We start from the raw sequence: 22,989 nt of genomic DNA, 5'->3' as shown, positions 1-22,989 counted from the left end.
AGGAGCATGAGCGAGACCCCGGACAGCGTCGTCCAGACCGTAGGAACCCAGGCAGTGCGTGCGTACATCGAGCAGCACCGTGCCGCCTTCCTCGACGACCTCGTCGCCTGGCTGCGTATCCCCTCGGTGTCGGCGCAGCCCGCGCACGCCGAGGACGTACGGCGCAGTGCGCGGTGGCTGGCGCAGAAGCTGTCGGAGACGGGGTTCACGACGGCCGAGGTCTGGGAGACGGCCGGTGCGCCCGCCGTCTTCGCCGAGTGGCCCTCGGGCGACCCGGACGCCCCCACCGTCCTCGTCTACGGGCACCACGACGTCCAGCCCGCCGCCCGCGAGGACGGCTGGCACACCGACCCGTTCGAGCCGCACGTCACCGACGGCCGGATGTACGCGCGCGGGGCGGCCGACGACAAAGGGCAGGTGTTCTTCCACACCCTCGGCGTCCGCGCCCATCTCGCCGCGACCGGCCGCACCGCCCCCGCCGTCAACCTCAAGCTGCTGGTCGAGGGCGAGGAGGAGTCCGGCTCGCCGCACTTCCGGGAGCTCGTCGAGGCGCACGCGGACCGGCTCGCCGCCGACGCGGTGATCGTCTCCGACACGGGCATGTGGTCCGAGGACACCCCGACGGTCTGCACCGGCATGCGCGGCGTCGCGGACTGCGAGATCGAGCTGTACGGCCCCGACCAGGACATCCACTCCGGTTCCTTCGGCGGCGCCGTGCCGAACCCGGTCACCGTCGCCGGCCGCCTGGTCGCCGCCCTGCACGACGAGCACGAGCGGGTCGCCATCCCCGGCTTCTACGACGGGGTCACCGAGCTCTCCGACACCGAGCGGGCCCTCGTCGCCGAGCTGCCCTTCGACGAGGCGGCCTGGCTGACCACCGCCAGGTCGCACGGCACCCTCGGCGAGGCGGGCTACTCCACCCTGGAGCGCGTCTGGGCGCGCCCCACCGCCGAGGTCAACGGCATCGGCGGCGGCTACCAGGGCCCCGGCGGCAAGACGATCGTCCCCGCCTCCGCCCAGCTGAAGCTCTCCTTCCGGCTGGTCGCGGGGCAGGACCCGGACAAGATCGAACGGGCCGTACGCGACTGGCTCGCCGCCCGTGTCCCCGCCGGCATCCGGTACGAGATCGTCTTCGGCGCCCCGACCCGGCCCTGCCTCACCCCGCTCGACCACCCGGCCCTCACGGCGGTCGCGGGCGCGATGAGCCGGGCCTTCGACGGCGCGAAGGTCCGCTACACCCGTGAGGGCGGCTCGGGCCCCGCCGCCGACCTCCAGGACGTCCTGGGCGCGCCGGTGCTGTTCCTCGGCATCTCGGTGCCGTCCGACGGCTGGCACGCCCCCAACGAGAAGATCGAGCTCGATCTCCTCCTGAAGGGCGTCGAGACCACCGCCCACCTGTGGGGGGACCTGCCCGCCGCCCTCCACACCGCCGCGCGATGAACCCACACAACGATCCGGGGGAGTTGGAAGTACCTGTGTCCACCTTGAACAGCCAGTTCGCGGACCGGCCGATCTCGCTCACCGCCCCGAGCGGCCTCGACCGCGCGGCTCACCACCGTCTCGACGAGGCCTGGCTCGCGGCGGCCTGGAGCCACCCGACGACCCGGGTCTTCGTGGTGTCGGGCGGCCAGGTGCTGATCGACGACACCCCCGACGGACGGACCGAGCTCGTCATGACCCCGGCCTTCGAGGCCCCGGTCACCGAGACGCACCGCTACTTCCTGGGCACCGACGCCGACGGCGTCTCGTACTTCGCCCTCCAGAAGGACTCCCTGCCCGGCCGCATGGACCAGTCCGCCCGCCCGGCCGGGCTGCGCGAGGCGGGCCTGCTGCTCTCGCCGCGCGACGCCGGCCTCATGGTGCACGCCGTCGCGCTGGAGAACTGGCAGCGGCTGCACCGCTTCTGCTCCCGCTGCGGCGAGCGCACGGTCATCGCGGCCGCCGGACACATCCGTCGCTGCCAGGCCTGCGGCGCCGAGCACTACCCGCGGACCGACCCCGCCGTGATCATGCTGGTCACGGACGACCAGGACCGCGCCCTCCTCGGCCGCCAGGTGCACTGGCCGGAGGGGCGCTTCTCGACCCTCGCGGGCTTCGTCGAGCCCGGTGAGTCCATCGAGCAGTCGGTGGCGCGGGAGGTCTTCGAGGAGGCCGGTGTCACCGTCGGCGAGGTCGAGTACGTCGCCAGCCAGCCCTGGCCCTTCCCGTCCAGCCTGATGCTGGGCTTCTTCGCGCACGCCACCTCCTCGGAGATAAACGTGGACGGCGAGGAGATCCACGAGGCCCGCTGGTTCTCCCGCGAGGAGCTGGCCGCCGGCTTCGAGTCGGGCGAGGTGCTGCCCCCGTACGGCATCTCGATCGCCTCCCGGCTGATCGAGCTCTGGTACGGCAAGCCGCTCCCGAAGCCCGGCGACGTCGTCTGACGCCTTCCCGGGAGGTCCCGAGAAGCTGGGGTTCTCGAAGACAGCGAACAGCCCCCGTCCGGGGTCACCGGACGGGGGCTGTTTTCAGCCAGGCGGGCTGGGGCGCCGAGAGGCCCGGACGCTCAGACGCCGACCTTCTGCTTGACCTGCGCGAGCGACGGGTTCGTCAGCGTCGAGCCGTCGGCGAAGAGGACGGTCGGCACGGTCTGGTTGCCCCCGTTGGCCTTCTCCACGAAGGCGGCCGACTCGGGGTCCTGCTCGATGTTGATCTCCGTGTACGCGATGCCCTCGCGGTCCATCTGGCTCTTCAGCCGACGGCAGTAGCCGCACCACGTGGTGCTGTACATCGTCACAGTGCCCTGCATGCCTGGCGCTCCTCTGTTCGCGGGGTGGGTGCCGAGGAGAAGAACGTAACGGCCGCCGCCGCCATTCCCGCATTCGTACGACCAGTGCCCCGGGCCTGTGGACAACGCGCCGCACCGACCCCCACGGACCTGGCAGCATGGCGGAGTGACAGCAGCAACGCACTCCACTCTCTTCCCGCAGGTCCCCGAGTCGGCCGACGCGGTGCTCGACGGGCTCGACCCCGAGCAGCGCGAGGTCGCCCTGGCCCTGCACGGTCCGGTGTGCGTGCTGGCAGGAGCCGGCACGGGCAAGACCCGGGCGATCACGCACCGCATCGCCTATGGCGTGCGGGCGGGCATCCTGCAGCCCGGCGGTGTGCTGGCCGTCACGTTCACCAACCGGGCCGCCGGCGAGATGCGCGGCCGGCTCCGGCAGCTCGGCGCGGGCGGCGTCCAGGCCCGCACGTTCCACTCCGCGGCCCTCCGCCAGCTCCAGTACTTCTGGCCGAAAGCCGTCGGTGGAGATCTTCCCCGGCTCCTGGAGCGCAAGGTCCAGCTCGTCGCCGAGGCCGCCGCGCGCTGCCGCGTCCGGCTCGACCGGAACGAGCTGCGGGACGTCACCAGCGAGATCGAGTGGGCCAAGGTCACCCAGACCGTCCCCGCCGACTATCCCGCCGTCGTCGCCAAGTCCGTCCGCGAGGCCCCGCGCGACCCGGCCGAGATCGGCCAGATCTACGGGATGTACGAGCAGCTGAAGCGCGAGCGCGCGGTGATCGACTTCGAGGACGTGCTGCTGCTCACGGTCGCCATCCTCCAGGACCGGCACGACATCGCCGACCAGATCCGCCGCCAGTACCACCACTTCGTGGTCGACGAGTACCAGGACGTCTCCCCGCTCCAGCAGCGCCTCCTCGACCTGTGGCTCGGCGACCGCGACAGCCTCTGTGTCGTCGGTGACGCCAGCCAGACGATCTACTCCTTCACCGGCGCCACCCCCGACCACCTGCTGAACTTCCGCGCCCGGCACCCCGGCGCCACGGTCGTCAAGCTGGTCCGTGACTACCGCTCCACCCCCCAGGTCGTGCACCTCGCCAACGGGCTCCTCAGCCAGGCCCGCGGCCGGGCCGCCGAGCACCGCCTCGAGCTGATCTCCCAGCGCGACCCGGGCCCCGAGCCCGCCTACACGGAGTACGGCGACGAACCCGCAGAGGCCGAGGGCACCGCCCGCCGCATCCGCGACCTGATCGCCGCCGGTGTCCCGGCCGGCGAGATCGCCGTGCTCTACCGGATCAACGCCCAGTCCGAGGTCTACGAACAGGCGCTCGCCGACGCCGGCGTGCCCTACCAGCTGCGCGGCGCCGAGCGCTTCTTCGAGCGCCAGGAGGTACGGGAGGCCGGCATCGCCCTGCGCGGCGCCGCCCGCGCCGGCGGGAACGACTCCCTGCTCGACGACGTCGAGGACCTGCCCGCCCAGGTCCGCGCCGTGCTCTCCACCAAGGGATGGACCGCCGAGCCGCCCGCCGGCTCCGGTGCCGTCCGCGACCGCTGGGAGTCGCTGGCCGCGCTGGTCCGGCTCGCCGAGGACTTCGCCCGCGCCAGGTCCGGCGCCACCCTCTCCGACCTGGTCGCCGAGCTGGACGAGCGGGCCGCCGCCCAGCACGCCCCGACCGTGCAGGGCGTGACCCTGGCCTCCCTGCACGCCGCGAAGGGTCTGGAGTGGGACGCCGTCTTCCTGGTCGGCCTCACCGAGGGCATGATGCCGATCACCTACGCCAAGACCGACGAGCAGGTCGAGGAGGAGCGGCGCCTGCTGTACGTCGGCGTCACCCGCGCCCGGCTCCACCTCTCGCTCTCCTGGGCGCTCTCCCGTGCGCCCGGCGGCCGCGCCTCCCGCCGCCCCACCCGCTTCCTCAAGGGGCTGCGCCCCGGCTCCGGAGGCCTCGGCGCGGGCGGCGGCGCCCTGGCCGGTGGCTCGGTCGAGCGCGGGCTCGGCGGCGCGGCGGAGGGCGGCGCGCGGCGCAGGCAGCGGGGGCCGGTCCGCTGCCGCGTCTGCGGCGCGACGCTCACCGAGGCCGGTGAGATGAAGCTGATGCGCTGCGAGGACTGCCCCTCCGACATGGACGAGGCGCTCTACGAACGGCTCCGCGACTGGCGCGCCGAGCAGGCCGGCCTGCTCGGTCAGCCGGCGTACTGCGTCTTCACCGACAAGACGCTGATGGCCATCGCCGAGCGGGTGCCCACGACCGACGGCGAGCTCGTCGGAATCTCCGGCGTCGGCGCGCGCAAGCTGGGCCGCTTCGGCGCCGACGTTCTCGCCCTCTGCGCGGGCGAAGCCCCAGGTGGGACGGGTGGAGAGGACGACGAGGAGAGCTGAGGAAAACTCGTCGGAAAAATAGTTTGCGCCCGCCCCGTCAAGCCCCATAGGTTCTTAACCACGGAAACAGCGGCTTCTTCGAAGCCCTGCTTTCGTGCTGTACTTGTCCAAGTGAACATGAGGGTCCGGCTCACACCGAGCCCTCCGAGACGCCGAGAGGAGGCGATTCCAGTGATCAGCAACATCAACAGCACCACCGTCAGCTTCGTCAGCACCGACAAAATGACCGATCGCTCGGTCGTCTCCACCTGCTCGCTCGGCCTCTCCCGCTCTGCGCTCCTTGGCAGTGCTCTTCCTGGCACCGGTCTGTCCGGCGCCGGTCTGGCCCCCGTCGCTTCCCTGCGACCGGCGGCCGACCTGGCGGGCATTCCCGCCATGGAGCGCGACGAGCGACCGACCGAGGCACTGGAAGCAGGAGTAGCGGCTGGCAAGGCCAAGGCCTATGCCTTCGCGGCGACCGGTGCCGGAAACCAGACGAAGCAGACGCAGCACCACCACATGATGTGGGCCTTCCGTGGGCTCGAACCCTGGAGTGATCCAGCCTGATCTGATCAGGCCGGCGCCTTCAGGGCCGCGGAACCCCACCCGGGATCCGCGGCCCTTCTGTTTGTCCCCGAACGGGGACGACGGAGCGAAGGGGCCTCGGAACCAGCACCACCCGGTACCAGCCGAAACCCCGGCCCACCAGGCCGGAACGACCAGACGAGGAACAAAAACCGTGCAACTCGAAGCGCACGCCCCGTCCGTACCGCCTTCCGAAACGATCCCGCCGCCCGGCCTCACGGAGGACTCCACCTTGACCCCCCTCACCGCGCTCACCGCGCTCGACGACGCCATCGAGAACCTCGGCGTACCCGTCCCCTGCCGCTCGTACGACCCGGAGGTCTTCTTCGCCGAGTCCCCGGCCGACGTCGAGTACGCCAAGGCCCTCTGCCGCACCTGCCCGCTGATGGAGGCCTGCCTCGCGGGTGCGCAGGAGCGGCGTGAGCCGTGGGGCGTCTGGGGCGGAGAGCTGTTCGTCCAGGGCGTGGTCGTCGCCCGCAAGCGGCCGCGTGGCCGTCCGCGCAAGAACCCGGTCGCGGCATGAACGTCACCGGAACCATCGACCGACCCCTCACGCACGATCCCCAGAAGCTGGCCCCGATGACCTCCTCCACCAGCGAGCCCTCCGGCTCCGCGACCACAGACACCACCATCACCGGCGCGAACGCCTCGCGTCAGAACAGGACCCGAGAGATGCAACTCATCCCAGAAGCCCTGGCTCGTGCGCATATGCACGACCGCCGACGGGAAGCCGACGCGGAACGCCAGGCCCTTCGCCTGGTCGCCGCTCGGCGCATGCAGCGGCGCGCCGAGCGCGTGTCCCTGCGCGCCCGTCGTGCGCTGGCCATGGCCGTCATGCACTGACCTGTCAGACACCCGGCCGTAAGGCCATGAGCTGACAGAACCCCGTGGGGGCCGGTCCGAACGGACCGGCCCCCACGGTGCGTTGCGGCGCGACCCGGCCCGCGTCGGACTATCGTCGGAGGGTGAACGACGCCCGGCATCCCGAGGAGCCCCTCGTCTGCGTCCGCTGCGGCACGACCGCCGAGACGCTCCCGGTGACCTGGACCTGCTCGGTGGAGAACGGCAGCCGCCAGTACATCTGTGACCGCTGCGCCCGCGAGAACATCCGCTCCATCGAGGGCCGGCTCGACTCCGCCTGGTGGTGACGGTCCGAGCGCCCCCTCGGCCTCACTCCACGGCGCGGTCCCTGTCGTCGGCCTCGTCGGCGCCGTCGCCCGCTGCCCTCTCGCGCTCTTCCTCGCCCTCGCCCTGGTCCTCGGCTTCGACGAACCCCGGCAGCCACTCCTCCAGCTCGTCGCGCAGCCGCACCGTGGCGTTGAGCTGACAGAGCACCCCGATCGTGCTCAAGGTCACACGGTGTATCAGCAGATACGACGGCGGCAGGTTGAGCTGCCGGCCCAGCTGGTGCGCGGGGGAGCGGGGGTCGGCGATCCGGGCGGCCTGGTTCCGCATCCAGCCGCGCGTGAAGCCGAACGACGCGACCTCGGCCGGCTCGATGATCGGCTGCAGATACTCCAGGACCGCGTCCGGGGCGAGGTCGACGGACTCCTTGACGAAGCCGTCCTCGCGCAGCAGCTCGTAGACCGTCTCGGCGTCGCCCTCCAGGGTCAGCCGCAGACAGGTGCCGATCGTCTCCGGCAGCCCGCCCGGCAGCCGGTCCACCGTCCCGAAGTCGAGCACCCCGAGCCGCCAGCTCTCCGGACCGTCCTCCTCCGCCTCGCCGCTGCCCGGCAGCAGTCGGAAGTTGCCCGGATGCGGATCGGCGTGCAGCAGACCGGTGCGGGCCGGCCCGGAGAAGAGGAAGCGGGCGAGAAGCTGACCGGCCCGGTCCCGCTGCTCCCGCGTCCCCTCCGCGATCACCTCCGACAGGGGGATCCCGTCGATCCACTCCGTCACGAGCACCTGATCGCTCTGGTGCACCACCCGTGGCACCACGACATCGGGATCGTCCGCGAACACCTCCGCGTGCTCCTGCTGGGCGTGCGCCTCCAGGGCGTAGTCCAGCTCCTCGGAGACCCGGTCGCGCATCTCCGTGATCAGGGGCTTGATGTCCATGCCGGGGATGAGCGGGCCCAGCAACCGGGCGAACCGGCTGAGCTGCGTCAGGTCCGAGAGTAGCGCCTCGCCCGCGCCCGGGTACTGCACCTTCACCGCGACCTCACGGCCGTCGTGCCACACCGCGCGGTGCACCTGGCCGATGGAGGCGGCCGCCGCGGGCTTGTCCTCGAACTCCAGGAACAGCTCGCGCCACTCCTCGCCGAGTCGCTCCTCCAGGACCGCGTGGACCGTGCGGGTCGGCATCGGGGGAGCCGCGTCCTGGAGCTTGGTCAGCGCCGCCCGGTAGGGACCGGCGACCTCCTCGGGGAGGGCCGACTCGAAGACGGACAGCGCCTGCCCGAACTTCATCGCCCCGCCCTTGAGCTCCCCGAGCACCTTGAACAGCTGATCGGCCGTGCGCTGTTGCAGTTCTCTGGCGACGATCTCGGCGGACTTGCCGCCGATCCGCTTGCCCAGGCCCCAGGTGGCACGTCCGGCGAAGCCGAGGGGCAACGCGGCCAACCTGGCGGTCCGGGTGACCGCCTTCCGGGGAAGATCAGACATGAGCCCCTCCAATTCCCAGACTGCCGTGCCGCACACGACCGTTACCCCGCCATTGTGTCCTGCGGGGTTCCGACCCCCGAGGCATGCTCCCCCTCTCCGCGGCGTCCGGCACCGCACGGACACGCCGGGTGCGGTCTCATCCGCTCCACGCGCCACTCAAGCAGCGGGAGCGACACCTCCCAGCGGGCTCCCGTGCTCGACGGCAGCTCGCCGTCCAGGAAGGCCAACGCGTGGCTCACGGCCAGCCCGGCGACCGTCGCCGCGAGACCCAGGTCGCAGGGCGGCACCTCCGTGGCCGGACCCGAGCGCCACTGCGCCAGCATGCGGGGCCAGACCGGCTCGCGGTCCGTCCGCTCCTCCTGCGCACACCGCGCGCAGGCCGTCCCGCCAGGCAGCACCAGCGGTCCGACGACGCCGGTGGCCTCCACCACCCCGGCGTACAGATGAGGTGTGCCGGTCGCGATCCAGCCCTCCGCCGGGATCGGGTCGGGGAGGTAGGCGGCGAGGCCGTCCCGCGGTGTCACCAGGACGAGGGAGAGCCCGGGATCCCGGCCGAGTTCACCCGTCGCCCGTCGCGGTGCCCGGGGCGGGCGACCGCCGGGCGCCGACCGTGCCACGAGCCGGTGTGCCGCCGCCGCCCGGCGTTCGCCCACCGCCTCCGCCGGCAGCCCGCCCGGCGCCACCTCCCAGGGCGCCACCGATCCGGAGTCCAGCACGTCCACCCTGCCCACGCCCGAGGCCGACAGTAGCGCGGCGATCATGGCGCCGACCCGCCCCGCGCCCCGGACCTGAACCCGGGCAGCCCGCCGCGCGGCCACGCGCCGTAACGCCCCGTCCGGCTCGGGGTGGGCCACGGAGAGTGAGGCGAGGTCCGCGCGGAGAGGATCGAGCGCGTCGTCCGGGGCCGCCGCGGAAGGCGCCCTGCCGGGCCTGCCCGCCGCGGCGTCCGCGAGCAGCCCGGCGCGGGCGAGCCGGCCGAGCAGCTCCTCCAGCAGCCCGTCCCGCAGCCCGAGGGCTCCGGCCTCCGCCCGCAGCAGCTCGATGCCGCGGGTGCCGTCGAGCAGGCCGAGCAGACTGCCGGTGGTCGTGTCGAGCGGTCCCACCACCACCGCGTGCGCGGACGTGGCCCCGAACTGCACGCTTCGCAGATCGCGCCAGGCTCGGCGCAGCGCGGGTTTCAGCATCGGATGCATTTCCGGCCCCCCGTGATCTTGATCATCGACACATTCGCTCGATCTCCCTCGATCTCGCTCGTTCGTCAGATTGCCCGGACGGCGAAGCGGACGGGAAAAGTTGTCCACAGGGGCGGGGTATTAATCATTCAAATGGTGCACGGTGTGACCGGATCGCCGCCGAACCGTCCCGGAGGCAGGACTTCCCCCGCTGACAGCGGGTAACGTCGGGGCCGTGCCCGCCGACCCACAGCGCAGCGTGACAAGGAAGCCGCCCCGCGGTTCGGGGACGAGTGCGGTCGAGGTCCGCAGAAGCTCCCGGCGGAGGCGAACCGTCTCCGCCTACCGCGAGGGCGACCGGACCATCGTGCTCATCCCGGCCCGGATGTCCGAGGCCGAGGAGCAACGCTGGGTGACGGTCATGCTGGACAAACTCGCCGCCCAGGAGAGCAAGCGGGTCCTCGGCGACAGCGAACTCACCGAGCGCGCGGAGCGCTTGTCGGACCAGTACTTCGGCGGCCGGGCACGGCCGACGTCCGTCCGCTGGGTGACCAACCAGAACACCCGCTGGGGCTCCTGCACCCCCTCCGAGGGCAGCATCCGCCTCTCCCACCGGCTCCAGGGAATGCCCGAGTACGTGGTCGACTACGTCCTCGCCCACGAGCTGGCGCATCTCCTGGTCCCCGGCCACGGGCCCCGGTTCTGGCGCCTCCTGGAGGCCTACCCGCGCACCGAGCGGGCCCGGGGCTACCTCGAAGGGGTCGTCGCCGCGGAGCGGCTGCCCCACCTCCCGGCCGCACGCGGAGAGTAGCGACACCTGGCCCGATCCTGTACCGAATTCGTACCGGCTTGGCTCAATGTCGCACACAGCCGTTAGCCTGACGCGACGGATTCACCTTTCGGGATGGGGGACGGTCGTTACGCATGGCCAGGGAATTCCAACGCGGCCACAAGGCCAAGATCAGTGACCTGACACCGGGGACCGATCTGTACGTGGGTGTGCAGATCAACGCGCCCGGATTGACCTTCGACATCAGCTGCTTCGGCCTCGACGCGAACGAGCAGCTCTCCGACGACCGGTACTTCATCTTCTTCAACCAGCCGAAGTCGCCGGAGGAGTCCATCCAGCTGCTCGGCGCGCAGTCGGGCGACACCGAGTCCTTCCGGGTCACCCTGGACCGCGTCCCGGCCAACATCCACAAGCTGTCGTTCACCGCGACCATCGACGGCGCGGGCCAGATGTCGCAGATCGGCCCCGGCTACATCCGGATCGTCGCGGGCGGCGAAGAGGTCGTCCGCTATCCGTTCACGGGCGCGGAGTTCACCACCGAGCGCGCGGTCATGCTGGGCGACTTCTACCTCAAGGACGTCTGGCGGTTCGCCGCCATCGGCCAGGGCTTCGACGGCGGCCTCGACGCGCTGCTGAAGAACTTCGGCGGCGAGGTCGCCGAGGAGCAGCCCGCCGCGCAGCCCCCGCAGGCCGCCCCCGGCTTCGCCCCGCCGCCGCAGGCCGCGGCGCCGCCCGCGTTCGGCGCGCCCGCCGCACCCCAGGCGCCCCAGCCCGCCCCACAGTTCGGCGCCCCGCCGGCCGCCCCCGCGCCGGCCCCGGCCCCGCAGGCACCGGTCCAGCCGATGCACGCGGCGCCCACCATGGCTGCCCCGATGGCGCCGCCCGCGCCCGCCCCGGCGCCCTCGCCGTACGGCCAGCCGCCGCAGGCCCCGCAGTTCGGGCAGGTTCCGGGCCAGCCCCCCGGCCAGTCGCCGTACGGCCAGCCGCAGCAGCCGCAGTACGGGCAGCCGCAGCAGCTCCAGTACGGCCAGGTCCCGGGGCAGTACCCCGGCCAGCCGGGCGGCGCCCCGCAGGGCGTCCCCCAGGGCGTACCGGCCACCGGCGCGGGGCTCGCCGCGGCGCTCCAGCCGTACAAGGAGACGCCGACCGGCTCCCGTTGGACCCCGCAGAACCAGCAGCTCATGCGGGTCGACCTGCAGATGGGCGGCAACCCCGTCCTCGCCCGTCAGGGCAGCATGGTGATGTACCAGGGCAAGGTCGACTTCAGTCACAAGGGCGCCGGGTTCACCGGCCGGATCGTGGGCAACGCCACCGGCCAGGAGATGCAGCTGATGCGCTGCTCCGGTCGCGGCCAGGTCTTCCTCGCCGAGGAAGGCGCGCACCTGCACCCGATCGAGCTCCAGGGCGACGGCATCTGCGTCTCCGCGGAGAACGTGCTCGCCTTCGACGAGTCCCTCCAGTACGAGGTACGGAGGATCGAGGGTCACGGCATCCCCGGCGGCGCCCTGTTCACGATGCAGTTCCAGGGCACCGGCACCGTCGTCGTCAAGACGCACGGCGTCCCGGTCGTGCTGCCCGTCACGCCGACCACCTTCGCCGACTGCAACGCGGTCGTCGCCTGGTCGTCCGCGTCCCAGGTGATCCTCTCCAGCCAGGTCAGGCTGCGCCGCAACGCGTACCCGGGCCACAGCGGAGAGACCGTCAACCTCCAGTTCCGGGGCGCCCCCGGCAACTTCATCGTCGTCCAGCCGTACGAGGTCTGAGGGAGCCCGAAGAATGAACCAGCAACTCGCGGGCTTCGCCCCGACCCCGATGACGGCCCGGATGGAGAACCACGGCCGCGCGATGCTCAAGGTCGCCATGGCCTCCGGCCAGGACCTCTACGCGCGCACCGGCTCGATGGTCTCCTACGAGGGCTTCATCACCTACGAGCCCAACCCGCCCGCCGCCCGCCAGGTCGCGCAGCAGTGGGCGACCGGTGAGGGCACGCCCATCATGAAGTGCTCCGGCGACGGACTGCTCTACCTCGCCGACTACGGCGCCGACGTGGTCGTGATCAACCTCCAGAACGACTCGATCTCCGTCAACGGCACCAACCTCCTCGCCTTCGACGCCCACCTCCAGTGGGGCGTGGAGCGGGTCAAGGGCCTCGCCAAGTTCGCCGGACAGGGCCTGTTCAACGTCGAGATCTCGGGCACCGGCTGGGTCGCCCTGACCTCGCGCGGCACGCCGATCGTCGTCGACTGCGGCCGCGGCGAGGACGAGACGTACGTCGACCCGGACGCGCTCGTGGCCTGGTCGCCGGCGCTCAAGGTCAAGGGCAAGCGCAGCTTCAAGGCCTCCTCCCTGATCGGGCGGGGCAGCGGCGAGGCGTACCAGATGGCCTTCTCCGGCCAGGGCATCGTCGTCGTACAGCCGAGCGAGGACAGCACCGACCGCCTGCGGGTCCGGGGCTGAGGGGGAGCGAGAACACACCATGCAGAGCCCGCTTTTCAACTACGCCGAGCAGCAGAGCCAGGAACGGTACGTCATCCAGAACCCGCAGCTGCTGCGGATCTCCCTCACGGGGTCGGACGACATCCTCGCCCGCAAGGGCGCCATGGTCGCCTACCAGGGGCTCGTCGACTTCGACGGCGAGTACCAGACGTCCAGCCAGCGCCGTGCCCAGGCACGCACCGGTGAGGGCCTCGACCTCATGCGCTGCTCCGGCCAGGGCACGGTCTACTTCGCCAACCTCGCGCAGTACATCCACGTCGTGGAGGTCGAGCAGGAGGGCATGACCGTCGACAGCGCCTACGTCCTGGCGCTCGACTCGACCCTGCACACCGAGGTCATCGCCGTGGACAGCCAGTACGGCGTCTCCGGCTCCGGCAAGTACCAGCTCAACATCTCCGGCCGGGGCAAGGTCGCCCTGATGACCTCGGGTCAGCCGCTGATGATGCACGTCACGCCGGACAAGTATGTCAACGTCGACGCGGACGCGATCGTCGCCTGGTCCACCGGGCTGCGGGTGCAGATGCAGGCGCAGACGACGAACTCCAGCGTGCGCCGGCGGCGCGGCAGCACGGGCGAGGGCTGGGAGCTGAGCTTCCTCGGCCAGGGCTTCGTCCTGGTCCAGCCCAGCGAGGTCATGCCGCCGCAGAACGCCGCCATCGGACAGGGCCTCGCCGCCCAGTTCGGCGCCGGTCAGCACGGCTCGCACGCCCAGAACCAGAACAACGCCTGGAACTGAGCGGACGCCCGGCGCCCGACGCCCGGCGCCAGGCGCCGGGTGCCACGCGGCATGCGTCGCACGGCATGCGTCGCACGGCATGCGTAAGGGGCGGTCTCCCTGGAGACCGCCCCTTACGCATGATCGAACCGGCCGCCTACAGCCGCTCCCGTACGCCCTCCACCAGACGCGCCACCGAGGCGTCGGCCACCGCCGCCACCTCGTCGTACGCGTACCAGCGCAGGTCCAGCGACTCCTCGCTGATCGCCTCCACGGCGCCGGTCGGAGCCAGCGCCGCGTACTGCACGTCCAGGTGCCAGTGGCACGGGGCCGGGATCGGATGCCGGTCGAGCCGCACCGGGCCGCCCGGCAGCAGCATCAGGCCGGGGATCCCGGACTCCTCCGTCGCCTCCCGCAGCGCCGCCTCGGCCAGCGTCGTGTCACCGGGCTCGCAGTGGCCGCCCATCTGCAACCACATGCCCAGCTTCTTGTGCAGCGTCAGCAGCACCCGCCCGCGCTCCGGGTCCACCACCAGCGCGCTGGCCGTCAGATGCCCGGCCTCGCAGGCCTTCCACATCCCGTCCTCGTGCGCGGCGAGATGGTCCAGATAGATCCCGCGCAGCTCGTCCTGGCCTTCGTACGTCTTCAGTACGAGGACCGCGTCGTCGTGCAGGCTCACTTCTCGCCGTCGCCCTCGTCGTCACCGCGGTCGGCGTCCGGCTTCGAGCCGCCGGCCGCCTCGCCGAGCATCTTGTCGATCTCCGAGAAGTCCAGCTGCTCGCGGTGGACGAAGCCGTCCGGGTCGTCCAGGTCGGACGCCGTCGGCAGCATGTCCGGGTGCTCCCACAGGTGGTCGCGGCCGTCCACACCGCGCGCGTCCGTGAGCGAGGCCCACAGCCGCGAGGCGTCCCGCAGCCGGCGCGGACGCAGCTCGAGACCGATCAGCGTGGCGAAGGTCTGCTCGGCGGGACCGCCGCTCGCCCGGCGCCGGCGCAGCGTCTCGCGCAGCGCGTCCGCCGAGGTCAGCCGGGACTTCGCGGCCTCGTGGACCACCGCGTCCACCCAGCCCTCGACCAGCGCGAGCGCCGTCTCCAGACGGGCCAGCGCGGCCTTCTGCTCCGGCGTGTCCTCGGGCTGGAACATGCCCTGCTGGAGCGCCTCCTGCAGCTGCTCCGGGTGCGTCGGGTCGAGCTGACCGACGGCCTCCTCCAGCTTCGAGGTGTCGACCTTGATCCCGCGCGCGTACCCCTCGACGGCGCCGAACAGGTGCGAGCGCAGCCACGGCACATGGGCGAAGAGCCGCTGGTGGGCGGCCTCCCGCAGGGCCAGGTAGAGCCGCACCTCGTCCTTGGGGACGCCGAGGTCCTTGCCGAAGGTCTCGATGTTCAGCGGCAGCAGGGCCGCCTTGCCGGCCGGGCCCAGCGGCAGACCGACGTCCGTCGACCCCACGACCTCACCCGCGAGCGCGCCGACGGCCTGGCCGATCTGCTGGCCGAACATGGCGCCGCCCATCGACCGCATCATGCCGATCAGCGGGCCCGCCATGGCCTGCATCTCCTCGGGCAGCACATCGCCCATCGCCGTGCCGACCCGCTCCGCGACCGGGTCGACCAGCTGCTGCCACGCGGGCAGCGTCGCCTCGACCCACTCCGCGCGGCTCCACGCCACGGCCGTGCTCGCTCCCGAGGGCAGGGAGGTGACGCCGTCCAGCCACAGGTCGGCCAGGCGCAGGGCCTCCCCGACCGCGGCCTTCTCCGCCGGACCCACGCTGGCGTCCTTGGTGCCGTCGGACGTGCCCTGCGCGACCACCTGGCGGGCGATCTGCTTGGCCATGTCCCAGTTCACCGGACCGCCCTCGTACGAGAGCATCTGGCCGAGCTGCTGGAAGGCGGCGCCCAGGTCGTTGGGGTTCAGGGAGCCGAACATCGCGGCGAAGGGATTGTCCGCGCCACCGGGCCCGCCCATCCCCGGCAGACCGCCGAAGCCGAACGGATTGGCACCGAACGGGTTGCCGCCGCCCTGGTCACCGGACCCCTGGCCACCTCCGGCGGGGTCCTTCTTCTTGCCCTCGTCGCCGTTCTCCGGCTCCTCAGGCGAAGGGCCGAATCCGAATGGGGTGTCACTCACAGGTTTCCTCGGCTCGTAGGGCCGCCGGCTTCCTGCCGACGGCGGCTTTCCTGGCGCGGCTCGATGCCCGACTCCACACCACCAGCGTAGACATCCGGGCCGGATCTGGGCTCGGTGCTCCGCCGGGCCGTGGCCTGCGGCAGGATGGACGCCACCTGGTACGTACGCGTCATTCGGGTACGTACTGAAGACAACCGCTGGAGACGCCCGGTGAGTTCCCCAGATCCTCAGGTTCGCGCAGCGCGAAACACCTCAGCCCGGTCCGCCGGGCGCGGCCCCGTCGTCGCGGTCACCGGTGCCGCCTCAGGCGTCGGCGACCTGCTGACCCGACGCCTCGCCGCGTCCGAGGAGATCAAGCAGGTCATCGCCATCGACGAGCGCCGGGGCGAGGTGTCCGAGGCGCAGTGGCACATCCTCGACGTCCGCGATCCGGCCATCGCGGAGAAGCTGCGCGGCGCCGACGTGGTCGTGCACCTGGCCGTCGACCTCGACCTCGAGTCGGACGCCGCCGCCCGAACGGCCTACAACGTGCGCGGCGCGCAGACCGTCCTGACGGCCGCCGCGGCCGCGGGCGTGCACCGCGTGGTGCTCTGCACCTCCGCGATGGTCTACGGCGCGCTGCCCGACAACGACATCCCGCTCTCCGAGGACGCCGAGCTGCGGGCGACCGCCGAGGCCACCGGCGTCGGCGACATGCTGGAGATCGAGCGGCTGGGCCGCCGCGCGCCGCGCGCCCACCCCGGTCTGCACGTCACCGTCGTCCGACCCGCGGTCCTGGTGGGCGGTACGGACACGGCCCTGACCCGGTACTTCGAGTCGCCCCGCCTGCTCGTCGTGGCCGGCTCCCGCCCCACCTGGCAGTTCTGCCACGTCGAGGACCTGGTCAGCGCCCTGGAGTACGCGGCCCTGGAGAAGGTCGAGGGCGAGTTCGCGGTCGGCTGCGAGGGCTGGCTGGAGCAGGAGGAGGTCGAGGAGCTGTCCGGGATCCGCCGCATGGAGCTGCCGTCCGCCGTGGCCCTCGGCGCGGCGGCCCGGCTGCACCGGATCGGGCTCACGCCCTCCCCGGCCGGGGACCTCGCCTACACGATGCATCCCTGGGTGGTCAGCGTCGGACGGCTGCACGACGCGGGCTGGCGGCCGAAGTGGACCAACGAGGAGGTGCTCGCCGCGCTTCTGGAGGAGGTCGAGGGCCGGCACACCGTCGTGGGCCGCAGGCTCGGCCGCAAGGACGCCACGGCGGCGGGAGCGGCCGGCGCGACGGTGGCGCTGCTCGGCACGGCGGCACTGGTGCGCCAGATGCGCAAGCGGCGCGGTATGTAGCCGGCTCGACATGGGGCCGGCACGGTGTGCGGCCGGGCTCGGCCCGGGCCCCGAGACGGCGCGGAGCCACCGGGGCTGTAGGACCCTCCTACGGAGGGTCGGGTCCACCGGTCGAAAACGCTATTCCGCGATGTCCGTGCGGTACGGCACCATGGGCTGCATGGCACGCACCCTCGACCACCCCGGTGAGCAGACAGCGGCGGACCCGATCAAGCTGTTGGCGATCCGTGACACCCCGCTCTCGCTCGACGAGGTCTTCCAGGCCGTCGGCGACGACGCGGCAGGCGGCACGACGCTCTTCGTGGGCACGGTGCGCAACCACGACGGCGGCGCCGACGTCGACGAGCTGGGGTACAGCTGCCACCCCTCGGCCCTGGACGAGCTGCGCAAGGTCGCCGAGAAGGTCGTCGCCGACTACCCGGTGCGCGCCCTGGCCGCCGTTCACCGTGTGGGCGATCTCCAGGTCGGCGATCTCGCGGTCGTCGTCGCGGTCTCCTGCCCCCACCGCGGCGAGGCCTTCGAGGCCAGCCGCAAGCTGATCGACGACCTCAAGCACGAGGTCCCGATCTGGAAGCACCAGCGCTTCTCCGACGGTACGGAGGAGTGGGTCGGCGCCTGCTAGGAGGGGGCGCTCCGTGACCGGGCGTCACTAGGTCCCGAACCGGCGGGTGGCAAGGCGCCGCGCCGACGTGTCGTAGTCGAACGCCCCGATTTGCGTAACCAGGCCCCTGGCAGCAGCGTTGTTGCTGCAGATCGTTACTCTGCTGATCGACCGGTTCCGGTCGGTTGCGGTCGCTCATGGGGATGGGAGGTCGGGATGGCAGCGCTCGCGTGGTTGCTGATTCCGCTTTTCGCGGTGGTTGGTGCGGCGATATGGGGAAGCTGGACCCAGAGGAACAAGACCACCGGAGACGTGGCCGAGCTCGCCGGCTACGCACGGTTCAGGGACGCCATGGAGCGGACCCACGCCGGCATCGACGGTGCCGCTCGCGAGATTGCCCCGGCCGCGTCCACGTCCGCCGTACGCAGTAGCCACGTCTCCGGCTGAGGCCCCCGCCGGCCGCCTCGTACGGACCCGCCCCACGGGTGCACTCACAGACCGGTCCCGTACTGTCGTTCCATGCCACGCCGCACCGCGACGATGCTCGCCTCCACCCTGGTCCTGATCACCCTGCTCTGTGTGGGCGTCCTGGTCCCGGTCCCGTACGCGGAGATGAGCCCCGGCCCGACGGTCAACACCCTCGGGGACGCGGCCGGCGAACCCGTGCTGCAGATCTCCGGGCGCAAGACGTACCCCACCGACGGTCACCTCAACATGACGACCGTCCGCGTCACCAGCGCGGACTACCGGATGAACGTGGTCGAGGCGGTCTACGGCTGGCTGGCGCACGACAACGTGGTCGTCCCCAAGGAGACGCTCTACCCGGACGGCAAGACCGAGGAACAGTCGACCCAGGAGAACGCCGAGGAGTTCAGCCAGTCCCAGGAGAGCGCCAAGGTCGCCGCCCTCGGTGAGCTGGGCATCCCGGTGACCAGCCGCGTCGTCGTGGCCTCCGTCGTCAAGGACAGCCCCGCCCAGGGCGAGCTGCACGCCGGGGACGTGATCAAGGCGGTGGACGGCGTCCCGGTCAAGGAGCCCGGCGACGTCGCCAAGCAGGTCACCACGCACAAGCCGGGCGAGAAGGTCGAGTTCACGATCGTCCCCACCAAGGAGGCGACCGCGGCCGAGAAGGCCGGCAAGGAGCCCACCGTCACCGAGAAGGTCGGCATCACGACCGTGAAGTCCCCGGAGGGCGACCGGGCGATCGTCGGCATCCAGGCGGGCACCGACCACGTCTTCCCGTTCACGGTCGACATCAAGCTCGCCGACGTCGGCGGCCCCAGCGCGGGACTGATGTTCGCGCTCGGCATCGTCGACAAGCTGAACCCGGAGAGCCTCACCGACGGCAGGTTCATCGCCGGCACCGGAACCATCGACGAGAAGGGCAAGGTCGGCCCGATCGGCGGAATCGAGATGAAGCTCGTCGGCGCCCGCAACGCCGGCGCCACGTACTTCCTCACCCCCGCCGACAACTGCGAGGCCGCCGCCTCCGACATCCCCGACGGCCTCACCCTCGTCAAGGTGAACACCATCGACGACGCGACGAAGTCGCTGGAGAAGCTCCGCAAGGGCGACACGAAGAACCTGCCCAGCTGCTCGAAGAGCTAGAGCCCGCGCCCACCGGGGGGCTGCTCGAAGAGCTGGAGCAAGGCGCACGCGCGCGTGAAGGGGGCGCCCCGGTCATCGGACCGGGGCGCCCCCTTCCCGCGTCAGCGGTGCGTACGCCTCTCAGGACTCGAAGGTCGCGGCCAGGGCGTCCGCGAGGCCCGGCACCAGGTCCGACCCGGTCAGCACCTCGTTCGGCGAGTCCTTCTCGCGCAGCCGGATCGCCGCCTCCCGCGCGCCGTTACGGAGCACGGCCACGGTCATCCGGACCTCCTGGCGGTCGGGATGGCGGGCCACCCACTTCGCCAGAGCGGCCTCGCTCAGGCCCTCGGGCACGGAGGCCTCGGCCGACGGCGGGAGCATCAGGCGCTCCACGGTCAGCGCGCAGCCGGCCACGGCGTCGGGCCAGGCGATGGTGCCGAGGAACTCGTCGAGGGGCTTTCCCTTCGGCAGTTCCTCCTGCTCGATGGGGGTGTAGGCGGCGGCCTCCGCGCCTTCGAGGCCGAGCTGGGAGGCGAGTCCCGGCTCCTGGGCACGCAGGCGGGCGGTGTCGACGAGGGCGAAGAGCCGGGCCGGGCGGTCCCAGCCGAGACCGGAGGCGTACTCGTCGATCTCGAGCACCGCGCGGGTGAGGGGGCTCGCGGCCATGGGGGTGCCGGAGGGGGAAACGTTGGACATGGACAACATCCTGCCTCCTCTCCCCCCGAAGACGGGAACTAGGTAAAGCCTCAGTAAGTTGCATCAGTGGGCTCTACGATCGCGGGGCCTGCATATCGACGCATCAACCTCGAGGGGCGCACGTTGGCTTTCCAGATGCCGGACCGCGGAGGCGGCGGAGGCCCGTCCGGGCCAAGGATCAGAGTCGGCCGGCCGTCCCGGCGGGCCCGCACGCTGCTCATGACCCTGGGTGTGCTGGCCGTCCTGGCCATGGTGTTCGTCATGTTCGCCGGGTTCTGGACGGACTGGCTCTGGTACCGCTCGGTCCACTACTCGTCCGTGTTCACCACCACGCTGTGGACGAAGATCGGCCTCTTCGCCGTCTTCGGTCTGCTGATGGCGCTCGCCGTCGGGCTGAACATCTGGCTCGCGCACCGGCTCAGGCCGCCGCTGAGCGCGATGTCGCTGGAGCAGCAGAGCCTCGACCGGTACCGGATGGGCCTGGCGCCCTACAAGAAGTGGGTCCTCCTCGCGATCACCGCCCTGGTGGGCCTGATCGCGGGCGCCTCGGCCTCCGGCCAGTGGCGGACCTGGCTCATGTGGGTCAACGGTGTGCCGTTCGGCCAGAAGGACCCCCAGTTCCAGCTGGACGTGGCGTTCTACGCCTTCGACCTGCCCTGGTACCGCTTCCTGCTGGCCTTCGGCTTCGCCGCCATGGTCCTGTCGCTGATCGCCGCGGCCCTGACGCACTACCTCTACGGCGGACTGCGCGTCACCAGTCCCGGTGCCCGCGCCACCGCCGCCGCGACGGGCCACCTCTCGGTGCTCCTCGGCATCTTCGTCTCCCTGAAGGCCGTGGCGTACTGGCTCGACCGGTACGGCCTCGCCGTGAAGTCCAGCGACTTCAAGGCGGCCGGGAACTGGACGGGCCTGCGGTACGTCGACGCCAACGCGTACCTGCCGGCGAAGACGATCCTTTTCTGCATCGCCGCGATCTGTGCCGTGCTGTTCTTCGCGACGCTCTGGCGCCGCACCTGGCAGCTGCCGGTGATCGGCTTCGGTCTCATGGTCCTGTCGGCGATCCTGATCGGCGGCCTGTACCCGGCCATCGTGCAGAAGTTCCAGGTCCAGCCGAACGAGCAGGCCAAGGAAGCGCCGTACATCCAGAAGAACATCGACGCGACCCGCCAGGCGTACGCCATCGACTCGACCAAGCCGGAGAACTACTCCGGCAAGTCGACGACGAAGAACAAGGACACGCTGCGCACCGACTCGGACACGGCGGCCAGCTACCGCCTGCTCGACCCGAACATCGTGTCGCCGACGTTCCAGCAGCTGGAGCAGAAGCGGAAGTACTACCAGTTCCCGACGACCCTCGATGTCGACCGCTACAGCGGCAAGGACACCGTGGTCGGCCTGCGTGAGCTCAACATCAAGGGCATCCCGAAGCGGAACTGGATCAACGACCACTTCACGTACACCCACGGCTATGGCGCGATCATGGCCACGGGCACGCAGACGGACGCCAACGGCTCGCCGATCTTCACCGAGGCCGGCCTGCCGACCACGGGTCAGCTCGGCCCGTACCAGCAGCGGATCTACTACGGCGAGAAGACCGACCAGTACTCGATCGTCGGCGGGCCGCAGAAGGAGCTGGACTACGAGGACAACGGCGAGAAGACCACCAGCTACGAAGGCAAGAGCGGGGTCAACCTCTCCAACACCTTCAACCGCGCCGCCTACGCCGTCGCGTTCAGCGAGCCGCAGATCCTCTACTCGGGGGCCATCGGCGAGGGCTCGCGGATCCTCTACAACCGCACGCCCAAGGAGCGCGTCGAGGCGGTCGCACCCTGGCTGACCATCGACGGCGACGCCTACCCGGCGGTCGTCGACGGCCGGATCCAGTGGATCGTGGACGCGTACACGACCACCAACGGGTACCCGTACGCCTCGCGCACCACGCTGGGGGAGACCACGGCCGACGCGCTGACGGTCGGCAACCAGCAGCGTGCGGTGGTCGCCCAGCAGAACCAGGTCAACTACATCCGCAACTCGGTGAAGGCCACCGTCGACGCCTACGACGGCACGGTGAAGCTCTACGAGTGGGACACCAAGGACCCGGTCCTCAAGACGTGGATGAAGGCGTTCCCGGACACCGTGGAGCCGCGTTCGGCGATCAAGGACAGCCTCATGCAGCACCTGCGGTACCCGCAGGACATGTTCAAGGTCCAGCGGGAGCTGCTGACCCGGTACCACGTCACCAACCCGGCGCAGTTCTACAGCGGTTCGGACGCCTGGCAGGTGCCGGACGACCCGACGAACAAGGACGGCAACGCCGTTCCGCCGTACTACCTGAGTCTGAAGATGCCCGGGGACGCGCAGCAGCGGTTCTCGCTGACGACGACGTTCACCCCGAACGGGCGGCCCAACCTGGGCGGCTTCATGGCGGTCGACGCCGACGCCAAGAGCAAGGACTACGGCCGCATAGAGCTGCTGCGCGTGACCTCCGACGTACCCGGTCCCGCGCAGGTGCAGAGCAAGCTCAACGGCCTCCCGGACGTGGCCCAGTTCGTCCGGGACATGAAGGGCGCGGACTCCGACATCCAGTACGGAAACCTGCTCACGGTCCCGCTCGACGGCGGCTTCCTCTACGTCGAGCCGGTCTACGCCCAGGGCCGCAACGCGCTCTACCCGCTGCTGAAGAAGGTGGCCGTGTCCTACGTGGACGCGGACCAGCCGGAGGGTGACACGACCAAGGACACCACGGTGTTCAAGGACAACCTCACCGACGCGCTGAACGCCGTCTTCGGGGTGGAGGGCGCGACGCCTCCCCAGCAGCCGGAGCAGCCGGGCACCAAGCCGCCGACGCCGACGACGAACGACGCGGCGCTGAAGCAGGCCATCGCGGACGCGCAGAAGGCGTACGACGACGGTGAGGCGGCTCTGCAGAAGGGTGACTGGACGGCCTACGGCAAGTCCCAGGAAGCCCTGCAGGACGCCCTCCAGCGGGCTGCGGACGCGGGCGCGAAGCTGACGCCACCGGCCGACCAGAAGCCGGCGGACCAGAAGCCGGCCGACCAGAAGCCGGCCGACCAGAAGCCGGGCGACCAGCCGACGGATCCGAAGCCGGGCGGCGAGACCCCGAAGCCGGGGGCGACCCCGTCCACGAGCGCCTCCCCACCGGGCGGCTGAACGGG

General features: G+C 71.3%; 22 protein-coding genes. 16 read left to right on the top strand and 6 right to left on the bottom strand.

The genetic code is table 11. The features are described 5' to 3' along the window. The first annotated feature begins 6 nt into the window (after positions 1-6). Positions 7-1,440 (top strand): dipeptidase, encoded by a 1,434-nt coding sequence (locus tag ACIPPS_RS02690; RefSeq protein WP_401425964.1) that lies wholly within the window; start codon positions 7-9, stop codon positions 1,438-1,440. Positions 1,441-1,475: 35 nt separating this feature from the next. After that, entirely contained in the window at positions 1,476-2,423 is a 948-nt protein-coding gene (nudC, locus tag ACIPPS_RS02685; protein ID WP_401425961.1) for an NAD(+) diphosphatase, read from the top strand. Positions 2,424-2,545: 122 nt separating this feature from the next. Here nudC and ACIPPS_RS02680 read toward each other — a convergent pair whose 3' ends face one another. Beyond that, entirely contained in the window at positions 2,546-2,788 is a 243-nt protein-coding gene (locus ACIPPS_RS02680) for a mycoredoxin (RefSeq protein WP_149547526.1), read from the bottom strand. Positions 2,789-2,933: 145 nt separating this feature from the next. Between ACIPPS_RS02680 and ACIPPS_RS02675 the strand changes: the two genes are divergently transcribed. From ACIPPS_RS02675 to ACIPPS_RS02655, 5 genes are all read left to right on the top strand, one after another. Then, on the top strand, positions 2,934-5,141 hold the full coding sequence (locus tag ACIPPS_RS02675; RefSeq protein WP_401425957.1) for an ATP-dependent DNA helicase UvrD2: 2,208 nt from the start codon (positions 2,934-2,936) through the stop codon (positions 5,139-5,141). 171 nt (positions 5,142-5,312) lie between these two features. Beyond that, entirely contained in the window at positions 5,313-5,687 is a 375-nt protein-coding gene (locus ACIPPS_RS02670; protein ID WP_401425954.1) for a hypothetical protein, read from the top strand. Between the two features lie 172 nt (positions 5,688-5,859). After that, entirely contained in the window at positions 5,860-6,228 is a 369-nt protein-coding gene (locus ACIPPS_RS02665) for a WhiB family transcriptional regulator (RefSeq protein WP_401425952.1), read from the top strand. Next, positions 6,225-6,548, top strand: coding sequence for a hypothetical protein (locus ACIPPS_RS02660; RefSeq protein ID WP_401425950.1), 324 nt, complete (start codon positions 6,225-6,227; stop codon positions 6,546-6,548). The genes ACIPPS_RS02665 and ACIPPS_RS02660 overlap by 4 nt, the downstream gene beginning before the upstream one ends. 122 nt (positions 6,549-6,670) lie before the next feature. Then, positions 6,671-6,853: a hypothetical protein gene (locus tag ACIPPS_RS02655; RefSeq protein ID WP_401425947.1), complete on the top strand. Its 183-nt coding sequence runs from the start codon at positions 6,671-6,673 to the stop codon at positions 6,851-6,853. A gap of 22 nt (positions 6,854-6,875) precedes the next feature. Here ACIPPS_RS02655 and ACIPPS_RS02650 read toward each other — a convergent pair whose 3' ends face one another. Together ACIPPS_RS02650 and ACIPPS_RS02645 are read right to left on the bottom strand one after the other, a co-directional pair. After that, a complete protein-coding gene (locus ACIPPS_RS02650) occupies positions 6,876-8,309 on the bottom strand; it encodes an ABC1 kinase family protein (RefSeq protein ID WP_401425945.1) in 1,434 nt (477 codons plus the stop codon). Positions 8,310-8,350: 41 nt separating this feature from the next. Continuing rightward, on the bottom strand, positions 8,351-9,502 hold the full coding sequence (locus tag ACIPPS_RS02645) for a TOMM precursor leader peptide-binding protein (protein ID WP_401425942.1): 1,152 nt from the start codon (positions 9,500-9,502) through the stop codon (positions 8,351-8,353). 214 nt (positions 9,503-9,716) lie between these two features. Here ACIPPS_RS02645 and ACIPPS_RS02640 point away from each other — a divergent pair, with 214 nt between their 5' ends. The 4 genes from ACIPPS_RS02640 to ACIPPS_RS02625 all read left to right on the top strand — a co-directional run bounded on the left by ACIPPS_RS02640 (position 9,717) and on the right by ACIPPS_RS02625 (position 13,503). After that, on the top strand, positions 9,717-10,292 hold the full coding sequence (locus ACIPPS_RS02640) for a M48 family metallopeptidase (RefSeq protein WP_401425940.1): 576 nt from the start codon (positions 9,717-9,719) through the stop codon (positions 10,290-10,292). A 113-nt stretch (positions 10,293-10,405) separates the two neighbouring features. Beyond that, positions 10,406-12,034 carry a TerD family protein gene (locus tag ACIPPS_RS02635; protein WP_401425938.1) on the top strand — a complete coding sequence of 543 codons (1,629 nt, stop codon included), beginning with the start codon at positions 10,406-10,408 and terminating at the stop codon, positions 12,032-12,034. 13 nt (positions 12,035-12,047) lie between these two features. After that, positions 12,048-12,728 (top strand): AIM24 family protein, encoded by a 681-nt coding sequence (locus tag ACIPPS_RS02630; protein ID WP_401425936.1) that lies wholly within the window; start codon positions 12,048-12,050, stop codon positions 12,726-12,728. Positions 12,729-12,747: 19 nt separating this feature from the next. Then, on the top strand, positions 12,748-13,503 hold the full coding sequence (locus tag ACIPPS_RS02625) for an AIM24 family protein (protein ID WP_401425933.1): 756 nt from the start codon (positions 12,748-12,750) through the stop codon (positions 13,501-13,503). Between the two features lie 136 nt (positions 13,504-13,639). Here ACIPPS_RS02625 and ACIPPS_RS02620 read toward each other — a convergent pair whose 3' ends face one another. Further along, on the bottom strand, positions 13,640-14,161 hold the full coding sequence (locus ACIPPS_RS02620) for an NUDIX hydrolase (protein WP_401425931.1): 522 nt from the start codon (positions 14,159-14,161) through the stop codon (positions 13,640-13,642). Next, entirely contained in the window at positions 14,158-15,609 is a 1,452-nt protein-coding gene (locus tag ACIPPS_RS02615) for a zinc-dependent metalloprotease (protein WP_401425928.1), read from the bottom strand. Before ACIPPS_RS02615 ends, ACIPPS_RS02620 begins: the two co-directional genes overlap by 4 nt. Before the next feature lie 210 nt (positions 15,610-15,819). Here ACIPPS_RS02615 and ACIPPS_RS02610 point away from each other — a divergent pair, with 210 nt between their 5' ends. The 4 genes from ACIPPS_RS02610 (at position 15,820) to ACIPPS_RS02595 (ending at position 19,138) form a co-directional block, all read left to right on the top strand. Next, positions 15,820-16,929, top strand: a complete 1,110-nt coding sequence (locus ACIPPS_RS02610) for an SDR family oxidoreductase (RefSeq protein WP_401425925.1) — start codon at positions 15,820-15,822, stop codon at positions 16,927-16,929. Positions 16,930-17,089: 160 nt separating this feature from the next. Beyond that, entirely contained in the window at positions 17,090-17,551 is a 462-nt protein-coding gene (locus tag ACIPPS_RS02605) for a molybdenum cofactor biosynthesis protein MoaE (RefSeq protein ID WP_401425923.1), read from the top strand. Positions 17,552-17,746: 195 nt separating this feature from the next. Continuing rightward, positions 17,747-17,977 carry a hypothetical protein gene (locus ACIPPS_RS02600; RefSeq protein ID WP_401425921.1) on the top strand — a complete coding sequence of 77 codons (231 nt, stop codon included), beginning with the start codon at positions 17,747-17,749 and terminating at the stop codon, positions 17,975-17,977. Between the two features lie 72 nt (positions 17,978-18,049). Further along, a complete protein-coding gene (locus ACIPPS_RS02595; protein WP_401425919.1) occupies positions 18,050-19,138 on the top strand; it encodes a PDZ domain-containing protein in 1,089 nt (362 codons plus the stop codon). 120 nt (positions 19,139-19,258) lie between these two features. Here ACIPPS_RS02595 and ACIPPS_RS02590 read toward each other — a convergent pair whose 3' ends face one another. Next, positions 19,259-19,813, bottom strand: coding sequence for a PPA1309 family protein (locus ACIPPS_RS02590; protein WP_401425917.1), 555 nt, complete (start codon positions 19,811-19,813; stop codon positions 19,259-19,261). Positions 19,814-19,948: 135 nt separating this feature from the next. On the opposite strand from ACIPPS_RS02590, the gene ACIPPS_RS02585 reads away from it, so the two are divergent. After that, a complete protein-coding gene (locus tag ACIPPS_RS02585; RefSeq protein WP_401425914.1) occupies positions 19,949-22,984 on the top strand; it encodes a UPF0182 family protein in 3,036 nt (1,011 codons plus the stop codon). The last annotated feature ends 5 nt before the right edge of the window (positions 22,985-22,989 follow it).

The organism is Streptomyces sp. NPDC090127, assembly GCF_044746945.1.
Classification (GTDB): Bacteria; Actinomycetota; Actinomycetes; order Streptomycetales; family Streptomycetaceae; genus Streptomyces.
The sequence above is the reverse complement of the archived record's forward strand: the minus strand, read 5'-3'. Positions and strand labels throughout refer to the sequence as shown.